Origin of the sequence: Olivibacter ginsenosidimutans (assembly GCF_039542865.1) — a bacterium.
Classification (GTDB): Bacteria; Bacteroidota; Bacteroidia; order Sphingobacteriales; family Sphingobacteriaceae; genus Olivibacter; species Olivibacter ginsenosidimutans.
Map to the genome: position 1 here is coordinate 1 of NZ_BAABIQ010000039.1, position 17426 is coordinate 17426.

Annotated in this window: 15 protein-coding genes; 10 read left to right on the forward strand and 5 right to left on the reverse strand. The window is 37.3% G+C overall.

All coding sequences use genetic code 11. The features are described 5' to 3' along the window. Window positions 1–144: 144 nt before the first annotated feature. The 3 genes from ABD930_RS14285 to ABD930_RS14295 form a co-directional block, all read right to left on the reverse strand. Window positions 145–528 carry an SRPBCC domain-containing protein gene (locus ABD930_RS14285; protein WP_345232416.1) on the reverse strand — a complete coding sequence of 128 codons (384 nt, stop codon included), beginning with the start codon at window positions 526–528 and terminating at the stop codon, window positions 145–147. Between the two features lie 69 nt (window positions 529–597). Continuing rightward, complete coding sequence (locus ABD930_RS14290) at window positions 598–1212, reverse strand: hypothetical protein (RefSeq protein WP_345232417.1); 615 nt, start codon at window positions 1210–1212, stop codon at window positions 598–600. 31 nt (window positions 1213–1243) lie between these two features. Further along, window positions 1244–1672, reverse strand: coding sequence for a GNAT family N-acetyltransferase (locus ABD930_RS14295; protein WP_345232418.1), 429 nt, complete (start codon window positions 1670–1672; stop codon window positions 1244–1246). A 339-nt stretch (window positions 1673–2011) separates the two neighbouring features. Here ABD930_RS14295 and ABD930_RS14300 point away from each other — a divergent pair, with 339 nt between their 5' ends. After that, a complete protein-coding gene (locus ABD930_RS14300; RefSeq protein ID WP_345232419.1) occupies window positions 2012–3052 on the forward strand; it encodes a porin in 1041 nt (346 codons plus the stop codon). 41 nt (window positions 3053–3093) lie between these two features. On the opposite strand, the gene pruA is transcribed toward ABD930_RS14300, so the two are convergent. Then, window positions 3094–4728: an L-glutamate gamma-semialdehyde dehydrogenase gene (gene pruA, locus ABD930_RS14305; RefSeq protein ID WP_345232420.1), complete on the reverse strand. Its 1635-nt coding sequence runs from the start codon at window positions 4726–4728 to the stop codon at window positions 3094–3096. A 116-nt stretch (window positions 4729–4844) separates the two neighbouring features. Between pruA and lpxK the strand changes: the two genes are divergently transcribed. From lpxK to ABD930_RS14330, 5 genes are all read left to right on the forward strand, one after another. After that, window positions 4845–5891 (forward strand): tetraacyldisaccharide 4'-kinase, encoded by a 1047-nt coding sequence (lpxK, locus tag ABD930_RS14310; RefSeq protein WP_345232421.1) that lies wholly within the window; start codon window positions 4845–4847, stop codon window positions 5889–5891. 28 nt (window positions 5892–5919) lie between these two features. Next, window positions 5920–6735, forward strand: a complete 816-nt coding sequence (locus ABD930_RS14315; protein WP_345232422.1) for a purine-nucleoside phosphorylase — start codon at window positions 5920–5922, stop codon at window positions 6733–6735. Continuing rightward, window positions 6735–8801: a putative porin gene (locus tag ABD930_RS14320; protein ID WP_345232423.1), complete on the forward strand. Its 2067-nt coding sequence runs from the start codon at window positions 6735–6737 to the stop codon at window positions 8799–8801. The genes ABD930_RS14315 and ABD930_RS14320 overlap by 1 nt, the downstream gene beginning before the upstream one ends. An 88-nt stretch (window positions 8802–8889) precedes the next feature. Then, window positions 8890–9330, forward strand: a complete 441-nt coding sequence (locus tag ABD930_RS14325; protein ID WP_345232424.1) for a peptidylprolyl isomerase — start codon at window positions 8890–8892, stop codon at window positions 9328–9330. A gap of 32 nt (window positions 9331–9362) precedes the next feature. Continuing rightward, complete coding sequence (locus ABD930_RS14330) at window positions 9363–9821, forward strand: DUF5606 family protein (protein ID WP_345232425.1); 459 nt, start codon at window positions 9363–9365, stop codon at window positions 9819–9821. A gap of 282 nt (window positions 9822–10103) precedes the next feature. Here the strand turns inward: ABD930_RS14330 and rlmH are convergent, their stop codons facing one another. Next, entirely contained in the window at window positions 10104–10577 is a 474-nt protein-coding gene (gene rlmH / locus ABD930_RS14335; RefSeq protein ID WP_345232426.1) for a 23S rRNA (pseudouridine(1915)-N(3))-methyltransferase RlmH, read from the reverse strand. 273 nt (window positions 10578–10850) lie between these two features. Between rlmH and ABD930_RS14340 the strand changes: the two genes are divergently transcribed. From ABD930_RS14340 to ABD930_RS14355, 4 genes are all read left to right on the forward strand, one after another. Beyond that, a complete protein-coding gene (locus ABD930_RS14340) occupies window positions 10851–11735 on the forward strand; it encodes a DUF3078 domain-containing protein (RefSeq protein ID WP_345232427.1) in 885 nt (294 codons plus the stop codon). 114 nt (window positions 11736–11849) lie between these two features. Beyond that, complete coding sequence (locus ABD930_RS14345) at window positions 11850–13667, forward strand: MutS-related protein (RefSeq protein WP_345232428.1); 1818 nt, start codon at window positions 11850–11852, stop codon at window positions 13665–13667. Between the two features lie 324 nt (window positions 13668–13991). Further along, window positions 13992–14963 carry a ribonucleoside-diphosphate reductase small subunit gene (locus ABD930_RS14350; protein ID WP_345232429.1) on the forward strand — a complete coding sequence of 324 codons (972 nt, stop codon included), beginning with the start codon at window positions 13992–13994 and terminating at the stop codon, window positions 14961–14963. A gap of 84 nt (window positions 14964–15047) precedes the next feature. Beyond that, window positions 15048–17426 carry a ribonucleoside-diphosphate reductase subunit alpha gene (locus ABD930_RS14355; protein WP_345232430.1) on the forward strand — a complete coding sequence of 793 codons (2379 nt, stop codon included), beginning with the start codon at window positions 15048–15050 and terminating at the stop codon, window positions 17424–17426.

Sequence of the window (17426 nt, forward strand, 5' to 3'; positions counted from 1 at the left end):
AGCCGATGGTACTGCGGTAACACGTGGGAGAGTAGGTCGGTGCCTTACCTTATACCGAGGCCCCGCTGCAAGTCAGTAGGGGCCTCGTTCTATTTGGAGGAGTATACCCATGAGCCTTAAGGGCAGGCGTGCAAAGCCCCCCGTTCATTCTCCTTCAAAGAAATCCATCAAGGAGGCCATGTAGACCTTCTCCCACCCCTGGGTGATTGCCCCGTAGTCTACATCAGGAATATCGGTATGGTGAAGTTCCAAAGATGTTCCTTTCTTATGAGGGTGTAGTTTAATGGTAACAATCGATGCTTCTTCCTGTTCGCCAAAATACCATTGCTGAACTATCTTATTCGAAGGTTGTAGTAATAGGTTCTTGCCTACAATACTTCCACCCCATAACGAGAATTCCGTACCAGGCTCGGTTTTCATAATAGCTTCCTCTCCAGTCCACAAACGGATAGCTTGTTCCATTGTTAAGGCTAAGTAAACTTCCTCTGGGCTGGCGTTAATTGTGAAATATTTTTTGAAGTCTTTCATATTACTTACTCTTAATCAAAGACGAATACCGTGTTCTGATACTAAGAATGTATGTATAAGATAGAAAACTTATTGTAACGTGCTTTCTATAAAATATAGTAATTCTCGATTCGCTTCCTTATAAGCTTCAAACAATGCTTTTTTTGCTGTTAAAGAGCCGCCAATATTAGGTCTGGATACAATATTCGCTATATTGCGTGTAAGCTTTTTGAGATTTTCAGATCTATAATCTTCAATTACTACATTAAATCCCGCAACGGAATTCCATTTGTTTTTTGGTAGCACACCCCAACTAAAATTTTCTTCCGGTTTTCCAATGGCATCCGAGGCATCATTTCCTGATGCGGAGTGATAGGCCGTTATTGCAATTCTAATGGTTACTTTTTGCTTTTCGGCTTGGGTTTTAAACTGATTAGTATCTAAAATATTTATTATTGCGGCAGGGTATGCGGTAGTAATGGTTTGAGCAATGGTTGTAATCAGATCTTCTGATGTGCATTCTACATGAGTAGTGTCGACTATCTTTCTAAAATCAGCGATGACGATATTTATGTTTAATCCCTTAAGTTTATCGTTAACAGGTCCAATTTCTGCATTAGGAGGACACCAAACAAATATTTTTTGAGCAAAAGTGTTAATTGTTAGGAACATCCATATAACAAGTAGAAAAAATTTTTTATTCATATTGGGATTGATAAAAGCTGCTATTAATGTGTTAATGAATATTGGTTAACGGTTTCTCCATTTTTACATAGATAATATTTCCTTTTTTGAACGGCTGTCCCACTTTCGTAAAGCCGTTTTTTTTGTAAAATGGAACTGCCGTATTTCTTGCATGGCACCAAAGCGTAGATATGCTCTCGTTAGCGGTATAGTCCGTTATATATTGTAAAAGCTTAGAACCGTAACCTTGATTTTGATAATTATTTTCAACGGCAAATTTTCGGAATCGGGCCTGTTCGTCGTATAGAAAAAGAGAAACTACCGCAATTAGCGCATTGGAGGTATATAAACCAAAATGAACACCACTATTATCTTCTTTTAGCATAACTGAGTCAAGGTGTTGATTAGGATAAAGTACCTTTTGTCTAAGTCTTCGTGTTACGATCGGTGCTATTTGTTCTATGACGAATTGTTCTTCCATGCCTTGAATTGATCAATTAGAAACAAAAATACACCTTTTTAAACCTTATATCGTATGTATGGTAAGAAATAAATATTTTAGCATAAAATTATAGTGTATGTACAGAGAAGAGTTAAGATATTTATGCATTATGGTTATATTAACATTTCGCTGTTGTAGTTTTATAAGGTTATGAAAGTATTTCGGTTATCCCGTATGTTTTGTCTATTTTTTTTCTCCTTTTATGCAGACGAAGTTCTTGCGCAAAGGGAACGAGATGAATTCCCGACGTTAAAGAATTTTAAAGGACTTCAATTTAAATCATCAGATTCTACCATTTATATGAATTTTAGATTTAGAATGCAAAGTAGAATAGGTGCTTATACTATTGATGGGAATAGTTTAGGTATACGTGAATTTGATGTTCGTGTACGAAGATTGAGAATGCGTGTTGATGGATATTTAACATCGCCGAAATTGTCTTATACTATCCAACTTGCTTTTACGAGAAGTGATCAGGATTTTGACGATACAGGAGTAGCTAATATTGTGAGAGATGCCGTCATATTCTACAATTTTACACCTAACTTTTATGTTGCATTTGGGCTGAATAAATTACCTGGAAATAGACAGCGGGTGAATTCATCTAGTCAGTTACAATTTGCAGATCGCTCTATTGTTAACGCCGCGATGAATATTGATCGAGACTTTGGAATCAAGGCCTACTACCAGAATAAAATAGCAGACAAAGTTGTGTACCATTTAAAAGGAGCTATTACCACTGGAGAAGGAAGAGTTGCCAATAATACGGATGATGGTTTGGCCTATACTGTACGTGGGGAATTATTGCCATTAGGTGCTTTTACCGATGAAGGTGATTATTCTGAAGGCGATCTTATACGAGAACAAAAACCAAAGCTTTCTTTTGGCGTTGGATATAGTAAAAATGTAAGAACGACCAGGAGCGGAGGGCAAATTGGATTTTATCTCGATCAACCTGTGACTTTGCAGACCTATTTTGCAGATGCTATTTTTAAATATGAGGGATGGGCCTATCAGGCCGAATATATCAAACGTTCTACAAATCTCGCATTAACTTATGATGATGAAGGTGATGTAAAATATGTTTTTAATGGGCAAGGGCTTAATCAACAGCTTTCCTACCTTTTTAATAATAATTATGAACTTGCAGCTAGGTATTCTTGGTTATCGCCAAATCAAAATATTCAGCTGTATCAACAAGAAGCAGAAATTGTAGAGCTTGGTGTTACAAAATATATTCATCAGCATCGAATTAAGATGCAGTTGAATGCCAACTATCAAATAGAACAGGGAATGTTTGCTTTGGATAATGAAGGAAATAGATGGGGAGGGGTATTTCAGATAGAGTTAGGAATTTAAAGGAGGGGCAAAGAGCTGATCTCGTTTACCCCCTTTACTGACTATTCTTGTTCTAAGAAAGGATAACGGTAATCCGTTGGTGGATTAAATGATTCTTTAATAGTGCGCGGCGATACCCACCGTAACAAATTAATCATAGATCCTGCTTTATCATTGGTTCCAGACCCTCTAGCGCCACCAAAAGGTTGTTGTCCAACAACGGCTCCCGTGCATTTATCGTTAATATAGAAATTGCCAGCAGCATTTCTTAAAGCATTTGAGGCCTGTTCTATGGCATAACGATCTTGCGCAATAACCGAACCCGTAAGTGCATATACGGAAGTCTGATTTACCAGTTCCAGCGTCTCTTCCCACTTTTCATCTTCATAAACATATATGGTAAGTACTGGTCCGAAAAGTTCTTCCCTCATAGTCACATAATCTGGTTTTTTTGCGAGAATAACTGTTGGATGGATAAAGTATCCCTCACTTTTATCATAATTTCCACCAACAATGATTTCGGCGTCTTCATCTGCTTTCGCCTGATCAATATATCTTGCAAGCTTGTCGAATGATTTTTCGTCGATCACCGCATTGATGAAATTGCCAAAATCTTCAACAGGTCCAACCTTGAAAGAATTGATATCGGTGATCATCGATTCTTTTAAGGTTGACCAGAGCGATTTGGGAACATAGACACGCGATGCCGCGGAACACTTTTGTCCCTGATATTCAAATGCTCCTCGCACAATTGCTGTATTTGCAACGTTAACGTCGGCAGAAGGATGCACCAAAATAAAGTCTTTACCACCTGTTTCGCCTACTATTCGAGGATAGGATTTATACTTATGAATATGGTGACCAATTGTTTTCCAAATTTCCTGAAAAACTGCAGTTGATCCCGTAAAATGAATGCCCGCGAAATCTGGATGACTGAAGATGACATCACCAATATCAGGTCCATGTCCATAGATGAGGTTGATGACGCCTGGAGGAACACCTGCCTCAAGAAAAATCTCCATCAGTAGATGTGCTGCATATATTTGTGTATCTGCGGGTTTCCAAACGACAACATTTCCCATCATTGCTACACAACTTGGTAGATTTCCGGCTATAGCTGTGAAATTAAATGGTGTTAAAGCGAATATAAAACCTTCTAATGGTCTTTGTTCGACTCTATTCCAAACCCCCTCAGGAGATATAGGTGGTTGCTGTGCGTAAATTTCGCTCATGTATTTAACGTTGAAACGTAAGAAGTCGACAATCTCACAAGCGGAATCTATTTCTGCTTGAAAAGCATTTTTTGATTGGCCTAACATGGTAGCCGCATTCAATTTGTAACGATATTTACCTGAAATCAAATCTGCAGCTTTGAGAAAAATTGCCGCTCGATGTTCCCAAGGAAGATTTTCCCAATCGTTTTTTGCCATTAAAGCGGCATGTATTGCGTCTTCAACGTGTTTTTTATTGCCTTTATGGTAATAGCCTAATAGGTGTTTATGGTTATGCGGAGGCCTGAGTTCGCCTTTATCATTTGTCCGTATTTCCTTATTGCCAATGAACATCGGAATATCACTTACATTGGACAGCGCATCTCGTAACGCTTCTTTTAATCGTTCTCGTTCCTTGCTGCCTGGTGCATAAGAATAAGTAGGTTCATTTGCCGGGGTAGGGACATTGAAAAATCCTTTTAACATATACTATTATTTTATGTGTGAATAAGGCAAAGTTACCAAAAGCATGATTGCGATGCAATTGAAATCGGTATTTATGCTGCTATTTATTACCTTTGTTACTTGGATTTTTTTTGTAAATGAAACAATTACGCCTTTTACTTTTACCATTTTCCTGGCTATATGGGGCGGTTTTATTTATTCGACATTTTTTGTATGATAAAGGTTTTTTGAAAAGTACTTCGTTTAATAAACCGGTTATTGTTATTGGTAACCTAATTATCGGTGGTGCAGGAAAGAGTCCCATGACTGAATATTTAATACGCCGCTTATCTGACCACTACCATTTGGCCACGCTTAGTAGGGGATATGGAAGAAAAACTAAAGGTTTTATAAAAGTTGACACTGGAAGTACTGCGGAGGAGGTGGGAGATGAACCCTTGCAATTCAAAAAGAAGTTCCCCGATATTACTGTTGCAGATTGTGAAGATCGCGTTAAAGGTTTAAAAAATTTGTTACCACATCATGATTTATGTTTATTAGACGATGCTTTCCAACACCGGGCCCTACGGGCAGGGCTAGCTATTTTGTTGTTTGATTTTAGTAGTTTAAAGAAGTGGAAATTTTTAATACCAGCGGGAAATTATAGAGACCTATTCTCTAGGAGATATCATGCTGATATTTTGGTAGTTACCAAGTCTCCAGAAGTAATGAGCGATAGAGATAGAGAAGAAGCAATGCGAGCATTAAGGTTAAAGAAGCCTATACCCGTTTTTTTTTCGTTTATTCATTATAGTAAATATATATATACATTGAGCGGCGAAAGGCTGACTATTCCCATCGGAGCGACATTTTTGGTAATTGTGGGTATAGCTAACCCTACATCATTTATTGATTATTTGCGTTCTGTTGGTAAAGTTTCGAAAGTTTTAACTTATAGGGATCACTACAGGTACGTAGAAAGCGATGTGGATAAAATAAAAAAAAATTGGTTGATGCTTGGTGCAGACACGATTATTATTACTACTGAAAAAGATGCCATGCGTTTAAACGACCCATCTTTAGGGCTAGTATTGGAAGGTTTGCCAATCTATTATCTTCCGATTGAAATTGCTTTCCACCATGAGGTAAAGAAGATGCATTTTGATGCTGTATTGACAGAAAAGTTGAGGAAGCTATCGAAATAATTAAATTTAAGTTTTCAAAAGAGAAACTATGTATAGATCATTAGGTGAAACGGTTAATTACATACAACAAAGAACGGCTATGTTTGGACCGGAAGTGGGGATTATTTTAGGTACAGGATTGGGAGGCTTGGTGAGTGAAATGCAAGTAGAATATCAATTAATGTATACCCATATCCCTAATTTTCCAGTTTCGACGCTGGAATTTCATTCAGGAAAACTGATTTTTGGAACATTAAATAATAAGCGAGTAGTAGCTATGCAGGGAAGGCTGCATTATTATGAAGGATATAGTATGCAGGAAATAACCTTTCCTGTTCGTGTGCTTAAGTTGTTAGGTATAAAACAATTGTTTGTTTCTAATGCTTCTGGTTCATTAAATCCAACAATAAAAAAGGGTGATTTGGTTATTATTCGTGACCATATTAGTTTACTACCAGAAAGTCCGTTACGAGGTCCAAATAATGATGATTTAGGACCACGCTTTCCGGATATGAGCCAACCTTATCATAAAGAATTAATTAGTAAAGCACTTAAGATTGCAGAAGAACATAACATTCGAGCACATTCCGGCGTTTATGTCTCAGCGCCGGGTCCTAATTTAGAAACAAAGGCAGAATATAAATATATGCGCCTAATTGGGGGAGATGTTGTTGGTATGAGTACGGTACCAGAAGTTATTGTTGCTAATCATATGGGATTACCTGTGTTTGCTGTTTCAGTAGTTACGGATGAAGGGTTTCATGAAGCATTGGAACCTGTTTCTATCGATGACATTCTCGCAGTTGCTAAGATAGCGGAACCAAAAATGACTGCAATTTTAAAAGAATTAATAGTCTTGTCCTGATGATTAAGCGATTGCATTTTTTTCTTATTTTATTTTTTACTTGTTGCATTAGTGTACATGTTTTAGCCCAAGAACAGGAGGAGTGGGGTACGGATTTAGACTCTTTACGGGACGCTCAGGATGCGCAAGAAGACTCTATCATTTATAATGCATCTTATATTCGATATACCACGCTTGAAAACCTTAAATTAGGCACTTATACACTGCCATTAGATACCACCTTGCGGGGATTCCAATACTATAATCCGCAAACAAATCCCAGAAATCCAAGTATGAATACGGGGAATTATGGCTTGGCTACACGGGATATGCTCTTTATACCATCAACTGAAATTGGTTTCAGAACGGGCTTTAATGCGTTGAGCCGTTATGTATTAAATCCTGATTCTTTGCATTATTATAGAGCTAGGGCGCCTTATTCGGAGTTGTATTTCGTTACAGGAGATCAGGTGTTTAGCGCAAAAATAGGACAAAATATTAAACCCAATTGGAGTATAGGAGCGAATTTTAACGCATCACTCGCTCGTGGATTTTATACCAATCAGCGTTATAACGATATCCAACCGGCAATTTATACTTGGTATGAATCTACCAATCATCGCTACAATTTACTGGCAAATTTAGTATTTAACACACTCGTAGCAACCGAAAATGGTTCTATTTTAAATGATTCTATATTTACTGCTCCTTCAGAAAATTCGAATTTGGAAGCTCAGGTGACGCGACTAAGACAACAACGGGAGACTAGACCAAGGAACACGTGGAATGATCATACATTCTTCATCAGACAAAGTATGTTTATTGGTCGACTGGATACGATCAATAAAGACAAACCTGATCAGCAGATATTATCTACTAATTCGATCGCTCATAGTTTGCGTATAAATCGAAAGAAATTTAAATTTTATAAAAGTGAACCTGATCCATATGGCGCTTTTCCGCTTGGCGGAACAGACCTAACTAATGACTCGACTGTTTTGACGACTATCACTAATGATTTTGTATACAGCTTCTCGTTACGAGGGAAATCTACTTCTTTTATTAAAAATGAGGTAAAATTGGATTTGGGATTACAACACGATTTGCTTTTTTATAAACAGGGAAGAGATTCTTTAACAGTGGAAGATGCAGACTCTACGAGAACCTATCGGAAAATGACCTTCCAAAATATTACGTTAAAAGCAGGACTGAGTTATCGGTTTAGTGATCGGGTAAATATAACAACCGATTTTAGACAAATTGTGACAGGACGTAACTTTGGTGATTTTCATTATGGCGCGCAGGCTAATCTACTATACAATAATACGGTTGGCCGGTTGATTTTAGCGGGGTATTTCCAGAATCAGTCGCCCGAGTACAATTTCGAATATATGAATTATACTTATCATAAGTGGGGGAATGATGATCTCAATAAAATAAAAACAACCAGTCTATCTGCTACGTATGAAAATCCGAGGTTTAAGTTTTTGGCTAAAGCAGAATATTACCTGATTGATAATTATACCTATTATAAGGAGGTAGATAATCCTCGTCACGATAGTAGGCTTTTTAGAGTGTTGGAGGTTGCACAAAATGGATCACCAATAAACATGTTAAAATTTACTTTAGGCAAGGATTTTACGTTTTTTAAGAAGTGGCATCTTGATAACTATATCGTTTACCAAAAATCTGATTATCATGATGTACTCATGACGCCTGAGTTCTACACTTGGCACAGTATCTATTATAATACGATTTTGGTGAAGGTAATTAATCTTAATATAGGCTTTGATGTACGCTTCAATACGCCTTACTTGGCTCCTGCTTATGCGATTGATATAGGTCAATTTTATCAACCGTATTATGGCGGGGTAGATGTTGAAGGAAATGAAGTAAAGCCAGTAGAATTTTCAACATATCCCATTGTAGATGCATGGGCAACAGCAACCCTAAAGCGTACTAATTTCTTTTTACGGTACGACTATGCTAACCAAGGTTTGTTTTCTAAAGGTTATTATACAGTGCGTAGATATCCTATGGCTCCGGCAGGTTTGCGTTTTGGATTAAGCTGGAAATTTTATGATTAAGCGTTCCTAACTGTTGATCTCGCTTTATTTCTTTTTTGCTTTAAAGCGTAATAGCAAATGTGTACCTTTGCCGGTCAATACGAAGATTATGAGTAAAGCAATTATAAAAACAGAAAAAGGGGATATGACGGTGCAATTTTACGATAAAGATGCACCGAGGCATGTCGAAAATTTTATAAAATTAGCTAAATCAGGGTTTTACGATGGTACAATTTTTCACCGTGTTATACCTGATTTTGTGATTCAGGGAGGAGATCCAACAGGTACTGGCGCAGGTGGACCAGGATATTCGATAGATTGTGAATTAGATGGCGATAATCAATATCACGATAGAGGTGTATTGTCTATGGCTCATCGCGGTAGGAATACAGGTGGATCACAATTTTTTATCTGCCATAGCAGAACAAATACTGCACATTTGGATCGTCATCATACCTGTTTTGGAAAAGTCGTGGAGAATTTAGATGTAGTAGACGACATTCGCCAAGGAGATAAAATTATCAGCATTGAAGTTGTTGAAGAGCAATAAATAGCGTACTAATTGTTTCAAAAAGATTGTAAATGAATTTAAGAGGGATAGTTTCTGTAACGGGAAAACCTGGACTGTTTAAATTAATTGGTCAAAATAAAACAGGTTTCATCTTAGAAAGTCTGGATGAAAAACGAGTAAAAATAGTAGTTAACTTGTCAACAGCAAAAATGGCGTCTCTGGAAGATATTACAATTTTCGGACTTGATGACGATATCAAGCTTTCGGATATTTTGGAGCGGATGAAGGGAGTAGCTGCTTTACCAGATGTTAAAAAAGATAATGGAGATAAGTTACGATCTTTTTTTAAGGAGGTGGCTCCAAGTCATGATGAAGATCGAGTTTATACGTCGGATATAAAAAAAATTATTAATTGGTTTGGGATATTAAATGGATTTCCCTTATTTGATGAGGAAGCTCCAGTGAACGAAGATGCCGTTACTGAGCAGATAACAGAAAATAAAGATTTAGCAGCAGAAGGGGCTAAATAATAAACATTTGGTCGCTTCTATTATACTGTATTATAAAAAAGATGCCTTTCGAAAGGCATCTTTTTTATAATACAAAAATAATGAATGCCATTAAAGCAATACCAATTAAAATCATCAGCCACATGCGCTGATTTTCTTTTGCAGTGTTTATGCCTTTATATTGATATTTTCTAGTTCCCGGTAACTTCATGATACTCACTCCTTTTCTTTATAAATGGAAAACAAACCCGTTGTTATCGTTTTGATGAATTTTTTTTGAAAATTCCATAAAAAGCTATTGCGTTATTCATTATGATATGGTTCTCCTCTTAAGATACTAAAAGCTCTGTATAGTTGCTCAACAAAAAATAGGCGAATCATTTGATGGGAAAACGTCATTGATGACAAGGAAAGCTTACTTTGAGCACGATTAAGTATGGCTTGATCGAAACCATAAGGTCCGCCAATAATAAATACTAAATGCTGTATGCTATTTAATAAGTATTGATTAAGCTGCTTAGCAAAGTCGACCGATCGATAGGCTTTACCCCATTCGTCTAACAGAATTACGGTGTCTGTAGCATCAATCTGTTTTAATATTTGTTGGGCTTCTTTCAGTTTTTGTTGTTCAATCGTAATATTTTTATTGTTTTTTATATCCGGCAATAAAACCATATTAAAGTTAATGTAATGTTTTAATCGGTTAAGGTATTTATTAATTCCGGTTTCCAGGTATGTTTCATCTGTTTTCCCGATGCATATCAAGGTAATTTTCATTATTTATTTGTTTTTATAATGCCCTCTACGGTTCTAAAAGTGATCAAGTATGCCTGAACTATCTTGATTTCTATTCTTGTTTGAGCGATAATTGATGCAGTTTCATTTATATAAAACGTTAATTTTCGGTTTTATTTGCAAAGATGCATACTATAAAGGTAAAAAAGTCGTTTATTTTTTAACTTTACAGAAAAATAATTACACTGAGATCCGTCTTTTAGGCATCTTGTTATGTTTTACATCAAATTACCCTATTTTAAACATGTTTTCATTATGAAAAAGATTTTACTGCTAACGTTTCCGTTTTTATTACTAAGTATTTATTTGCAAGCACAAGAGACTAGCCCAGATTCAACCTGGAAAATTCATGGAGAGAATACTTTCCTGATTAACCAAAGCACCTTTTCAAATTGGGCAGCAGGTGGTGTTAATGCGTTATCTGCAAATTTGGTTCTGAATTACGATTTTAATTATAAAAAGAACAAATGGAGCTGGGATAATAAAGTGATAGGTGCTTATGGTTTGACAAAGCAAAAGGATTTGGGATGGCGCAAGAATGATGACCGTATTTTGTTGAATAGTTTATTAGGCTATCAAGCTGCACCGAAATGGTTATATACCTTTTTTCTGAATTTTAATAGCCAGTTCTCGAACGGATACAATTATAAATCTGACGGTACAAGAGGTGATTTAATTTCGGGAGGTCTTTCTCCTGCTTATTTAAGCTTTGGCCCGGGTATTGCATTTAAAGAATCAGATAATTTCCGGTTCAATTTGTCGCCAGCTGCACCTCGTTTTGTTTTTGTAACCAATGAAGATTTAGCGACAAGTTATGGAATTGATGAAGGAAAGAAAAGCCGTTTTGAATTCGGTGCTTCCTTTGATGCTTACTATCGTAAGAATATTATGGAGAATATTGGTATAGAAAATATTTTACGTCTATATTCAAATTATTTAGAAGATCCAAAGAATGTAGATGTAGATTATACCTTAAATCTATTTATGAAAGTAAATAAATTCGTTTCTGTCAATGCCGGCGTGCAAATGATTTATGATGATAATACTATTCTTACAAAAGAAAAAGATGGTCAAACATATGATGGAAAGGGCTTACAAGTGAAGCAGATTTTTGGCGCAGGCTTTACCTATAAATTTTAAGTTCTAATCACGAATACGTATAACAAATTTTTATCCCGGTGCTGTTGATTACAGTTCGGGATTTTTTATTCCATTTATCAATAAATTCAATTTTAAGCCCTATATTAGGGAATTATGAGTTCGCCTATTAATCCTTTTTATCAAGAGAAAGTTCAGTTAACGCAAAATAAAATTGCTGCTCTTCATCGTGAGATTAATCGACTCTCTTTTGCAAGACTTGCTTTGATACTTGTAGGTGGAGCGGCTGTGTTTAAAATAGTGCAGTCTGAGCACGTTTGGTTAACATTACTATCGTTTTTTTTTGTGTTGCTTGCTTTCGTTTGGTTGGTCGCTAGGCAAAGTAAGCGAACGAAAGCCAAGAAGAATGCAGAAGATGACCTAATGGTGCTTGAAAACGAGATTAATTGTTTAGCTGGCAAACCGAGTATTTACCATGACGGTTCTGATTTTGTTGATGATAGGCATGTTTATACTAGCGATTTAGATGTCTTTGGAACCAACTCTATTTACCATAAAATTAATCGTGCAACAACAGTGGGTGGAAGAAATGTGCTGGCCAACTGGTTATCCGCACCGGCAACCAGACAGCAAATTCTTGATCGCCAGCTTACAGCGCAAGAGCTAGAGCAGGATCCTTCTTGGTGTTTAGATTTTTTAGCCCGATTGATTTTCTCTTTGAAAGAAAAGACGGATTTTAAGGACGTGTTAATTGGCTATTTAACAAAGCCATATACCGATTTTGGAAAAAATTGGTTGCGCTTTTATACGAAAATAGCTCCTTATATGTTGGGAATAGCTGCTATCTTATCAATTCTTTATGGAAGTTGGTACACGCATATAACCTTGTTTTTGTTTATATTTAATATTTTGCTGACTATGGCTTATGCAGGGAAAGTTACGCTAGTAGCTACCGGTATGGGACGAATGGGGAACCTTTTAGAACGCTTTGGCGATGTGTTTGAGCGCATTGAAACTAAAAAATGGCAGACCAATTTGATGAAAAATAGTCTTCTAGCAAAGGATGAAGGAGAAGGCCATGCACCGGTATCGCAAAGTATTCGCAAACTTGGCTCTTTGATTAACAAGTTGGACTATCGCTTGAACATTTTTGTAGCCTCTTTTTTAAATGGAGTCTTGTTATGGGATTTTAAACAAGTTTTTGCTATTTTGGATTGGCGGAAAAATCATCACTACCAGATGGCTCAATTATTTGACGAGTTAGCTAATGTAGAGGCATTGATAAGTTTCGCTTTTATAAGAATAAATGACCCTTCGTGGACTTACCCCCGGATCTTGGCAACAGATAATCATGTATTACAAATGGGTCGTGTCAAACATCCTCTTATCTATAAGGCCAATGCTGTACCCAATGATTACCGGTTAGAAGAATACCATTTAGCGCTAATTACGGGTTCCAATATGGCAGGAAAGAGTACTTTTTTGCGAACGATTGGCATCAATATCGTGTTAGCACTTGGTGGTGCACCTGTCTGTGCTGAATATTTTGAACTTTCGGTAATGCAAATCGTTACGTATATGCGTATAAGGGATTCGCTTAATGAGAGCACGTCCACTTTTAAAGCAGAGTTAGATCGTTTGGATATGATTCTAAAGCTAGTAGCTAAACAGCCCAATGCATTTTTCTTAGTCGATGAAATGTTAAGAGGAACCAATTCCGTTGATAAGTATTTAGGTTCTAAAGCGGTTATAGAAAAACTGATCAGCGACAAAGGTGTAGGCATGGTCGCAACCCACGATCTGCAATTGGCGAAGTTGGAAGAAACTTACCCAGATTATTTAGCAAACTATCATTTTGATATACAAGTGATCGATGGAGAAATGGTTTTTGATTATAAATTAAAAAAGGGTGCCTGTAAAATATTTAATGCCTCTATGCTGCTTAAAAGGATTGGTATCGACATTTCGTTTTAGTTATTGTGTGTAACTCACACATTGTGCAAAACTTCAGTTAACTCTCGATGCTCTCAAAGATTATCTTTGCGATAGGGTCAAGGATGTGTTCTTTGAAGTGCTTATTTAGCTGCTGTTATTGTTAATGAGGTTCCAAAAGCATTAGCTTTGTCCGGTTCGCAGTTGTTTCTCTTGTTAATAGAACGTTTTTACAAAGACGGATACCAATGTTCGATTCTGCTAAATAAGCTCATTAAGTTCTATTCATACAGACGGTTTCATTCATAGTAAGATTGACCGTGTAGATAAAATCTTTTTTTAAATGCCTATCATAAATGCAAGACTATGAGCCAAGAAAATGAAGTATTGTTAAGAGAAAATAAAGACCGGTTTGTAATTCTTCCTATTAATTATCCGGCAATATGGGATATGTACAAAAAGCATGAAGCTAGTTTTTGGACGGCCGAAGAGATTGATCTATCGGGTGATTTAAAAGATTGGGCCAACCTAAATGATGGAGAGCGTCATTTTATATCGCATGTCCTTGCTTTTTTTGCCGCGAGCGATGGAATTGTAAATGAAAATTTGGCAATTAATTTCATGAGCGAAGTACAATTACCAGAGGCACGAAGCTTTTATGGATTTCAGATTGCGATGGAGAATATCCATTCAGAAACATACGCGCTGTTAATTGACACGTACGTGAAGGATCCAGTGGAAAAGGATAGATTATTTCATGCAATAGAAACAGTTCCTTGTGTAAAGAAGAAAGCAGAATGGGCTTTAAGATGGATAGAGAATGGCTCTTTTGCTGAACGGTTGGTCGCTTTTGCAGCTGTTGAAGGGATTTTCTTTTCTGGAAGTTTCTGTTCTATTTTTTGGCTTAAAAAGCGGGGATTGATGCCCGGCTTAACCTTTAGCAACGAATTGATATCAAGAGACGAAGGTTTACATTGCGAATTTGCCTGTTTACTGTATAGTATGTTGGAAGAGAAACTTTCGAAAGATCGTGTGGAGGAAATCATTATAGATGCCGTTGAAATAGAGAAGGAATTTATTACCGATGCCTTACCGGTGAAGCTTATAGGAATGAATGCCGATCTCATGAAACAATACATCGAATTTGTAGCCGATAGATGGTTGGTGGAATTAGGGAACAATAAATATTATAACGCGGCAAATCCATTTGATTTTATGGAGTTGATATCCTTGCAAGGCAAAACCAATTTCTTTGAAAAACGTGTGGGTGATTATCAAAAAAGTGGTGTGACTGGTGAAAAAGGAAAGGCAAGTTTTTCGTTAGACGAAGATTTTTAAGAAGGTAAGGCATAGGGTGTAAGGTATAAGGCACAAAGCTGATTACTAAATTTGAAAGCTGATAGCTAAATAAGGAGGAAAAATATGTATGTAATTAAACGAGATGGGCGCTCCGAGTCCGTAAAATTTGATAAGATAACGGCACGCATAGAGAAGCTATGTTATGGTCTAAATCCGGATTTGGTAGACCCTATAGATGTAGCGCGAAAGGTGATAGAGGGTTTATATGATGGTGTTACGACTTCCGAACTGGATAATTTGGCTGCAGAAACAGCAGCTTCCTTAACTACGAAGCATCCAGATTATGCTTTATTGGCCTCAAGAATTGCCGTCTCGAACTTACATAAAAATACAGTTAAGTCTTTTTCGGAAACCATGGCACGCTTATACCACTATATCGATCCGAAAACGGGTAAACCTGCTCCATTGATAGCAGACGATGTTTATGACGTGATACAAGCAAATGCTATCGAGTTGGATAGCCATATCATTTATGATCGCGATTTCAGTTTCGACTATTTTGGATTTAAGACGCTGGAAAAATCATATTTGTTAAAGCTAAACGGAAAGATTGCTGAAAGACCTCAACATTTGTTCATGCGGGTAGCCGTAGGGATTCATAAACATGACATTGAAAGCGTCATGAAAACCTATGATCTGTTGAGTGAGCGCTGGTTTACACATGCAACACCTACGTTATTTAATGCAGGAACTCCCAAGCCTCAAATGTCATCTTGTTTTTTGTTAACGATGAAAGATGACAGTATAGAAGGAATATATGACACCTTAAAGCAAACTGCTAAAATATCTCAAAGCGCAGGAGGGATAGGTCTGAGTATACATAATGTACGAGCTACAGGAGCTTATATCAGCGGTACCAATGGTACAAGTAATGGTATTATTCCAATGCTAAGGGTATTTAACGATACCGCAAGGTATGTGGATCAAGGGGGTGGCAAAAGGAAGGGAGCCTTTGCGGTTTATTTGGAGCCATGGCATGCTGATGTTTATGACTTCATTGAATTGCGGAAAAATCATGGTAAGGAGGAGTTGCGAGCACGTGATTTATTTTTGGCGCTCTGGGTGCCCGATTTGTTCATGAAACGTGTAGAAGCAAATAGCGACTGGAGTTTATTCTCGCCTGATGAAGCTCCAGGACTATCGGAATGCCATGGCGAAGCTTTTGAAAAACTATATGAACAATACGAAAACGAAGGAAGAGCACGGAAAACCGTAAAGGCTCAAGATCTGTGGTTTGCGATTTTGGATGCGCAAATAGAAACAGGGACTCCTTACTTGCTTTATAAGGATGCTGCAAATGGAAAATCAAATCAGCAAAACCTGGGTACGATCAAAAGCTCTAACTTATGTACAGAAATTATCGAATACACGTCGGCAGATGAGGTGGCGGTTTGTAACTTGGCTTCACTCGCCTTACCGCGTTATGTGGATAACGGTCAATTCGACCATCAAAAGCTATTTGATATTACTTACCAAGTGACGATTAATCTCAATCGTATCATTGATAATAACTATTACCCGGTAGAAGAAGCTCGCAATTCTAACTTACGTCATCGCCCTGTAGGCTTAGGTGTACAGGGATTGGCTGATACGTTTATATTACTGCGCATGCCTTTTGAAAGCGATGAAGCGAAGCAGCTTAACAAGGATATCTTCGAAACCATTTATTTTGCAGCCATGACCGCCTCGAAAGATTTGGCGATAAAAGAAGGGCCTTACGAAAGCTTCAAGGGATCGCCTCTTTCACAAGGCAAATTCCAATTTGATTTATGGAATGTTAAGCCCGATAGCGGTAGGTGGGATTGGGAAGGCTTACGAAAAGAGATTAAGAAGCATGGTGTACGGAATTCGCTATTAGTTGCACCTATGCCAACAGCGTCTACTTCTCAAATATTGGGAAACAATGAATGTTTTGAACCATATACGTCTAATATTTATACGAGAAGGGTACTCAGTGGTGAATTTGTTATCGTAAATAAGCATTTATTACGAGATCTTGTAGAACTCGGCTTATGGAATAATGACATGAAAAACCGTATTATAGCAGCAAATGGTTCTATTCAGGATATTGATGAAATTCCAGCAGATATTAAGGCGTTATATAAGACCGTATGGGAGATAAAAATGCGTAATATTATTGATATGGCAGCAGATCGCGGAGCGTTTATTTGCCAATCGCAGTCGCTTAATCTGTTTGTGAATGCACCGAATACGGCCAAGCTTACTTCTATGCATTTTTATGCGTGGAAGAAAGGGCTTAAAACAGGTATGTATTATTTAAGAACACAAGCGGCTACGCAGGCAGTGAAATTTACGGTAGAAAACCAAGCCGGTAAAAATATGGAACCGGTAATCCCAGCTAAGATTGAATCTGTTGCCGATGATATTCCAACAGGCGCTGTATGTTCAATGGAAGACGGATGTGTTTCCTGCGGTTCATAA

Excerpts from the sequence above, each read along its gene's own strand:
- ABD930_RS14285 (WP_345232416.1), bottom strand. The coding sequence starts at position 528 with ATGAAAGACTTCAAAAAATATTTCACAATTAACGCCAGCCCAGAGGAA.
- ABD930_RS14290 (WP_345232417.1), bottom strand. The coding sequence starts at position 1,212 with ATGAATAAAAAATTTTTTCTACTTGTTATATGGATGTTCCTAACAATT.
- ABD930_RS14295 (WP_345232418.1), bottom strand. The coding sequence starts at position 1,672 with ATGGAAGAACAATTCGTCATAGAACAAATAGCACCGATCGTAACACGA.
- ABD930_RS14300 (WP_345232419.1), top strand. The coding sequence starts at position 2,012 with ATGCAAAGTAGAATAGGTGCTTATACTATTGATGGGAATAGTTTAGGT.
- pruA (WP_345232420.1), bottom strand. The coding sequence starts at position 4,728 with ATGTTAAAAGGATTTTTCAATGTCCCTACCCCGGCAAATGAACCTACT.
- lpxK (WP_345232421.1), top strand. The coding sequence starts at position 4,845 with ATGAAACAATTACGCCTTTTACTTTTACCATTTTCCTGGCTATATGGG.
- ABD930_RS14315 (WP_345232422.1), top strand. The coding sequence starts at position 5,920 with ATGTATAGATCATTAGGTGAAACGGTTAATTACATACAACAAAGAACG.
- ABD930_RS14320 (WP_345232423.1), top strand. The coding sequence starts at position 6,735 with ATGATTAAGCGATTGCATTTTTTTCTTATTTTATTTTTTACTTGTTGC.
- ABD930_RS14325 (WP_345232424.1), top strand. The coding sequence starts at position 8,890 with ATGAGTAAAGCAATTATAAAAACAGAAAAAGGGGATATGACGGTGCAA.
- ABD930_RS14330 (WP_345232425.1), top strand. The coding sequence starts at position 9,363 with ATGAATTTAAGAGGGATAGTTTCTGTAACGGGAAAACCTGGACTGTTT.
- rlmH (WP_345232426.1), bottom strand. The coding sequence starts at position 10,577 with ATGAAAATTACCTTGATATGCATCGGGAAAACAGATGAAACATACCTG.
- ABD930_RS14340 (WP_345232427.1), top strand. The coding sequence starts at position 10,851 with ATGAAAAAGATTTTACTGCTAACGTTTCCGTTTTTATTACTAAGTATT.
- ABD930_RS14345 (WP_345232428.1), top strand. The coding sequence starts at position 11,850 with ATGAGTTCGCCTATTAATCCTTTTTATCAAGAGAAAGTTCAGTTAACG.
- ABD930_RS14350 (WP_345232429.1), top strand. The coding sequence starts at position 13,992 with ATGAGCCAAGAAAATGAAGTATTGTTAAGAGAAAATAAAGACCGGTTT.
- ABD930_RS14355 (WP_345232430.1), top strand. The coding sequence starts at position 15,048 with ATGTATGTAATTAAACGAGATGGGCGCTCCGAGTCCGTAAAATTTGAT.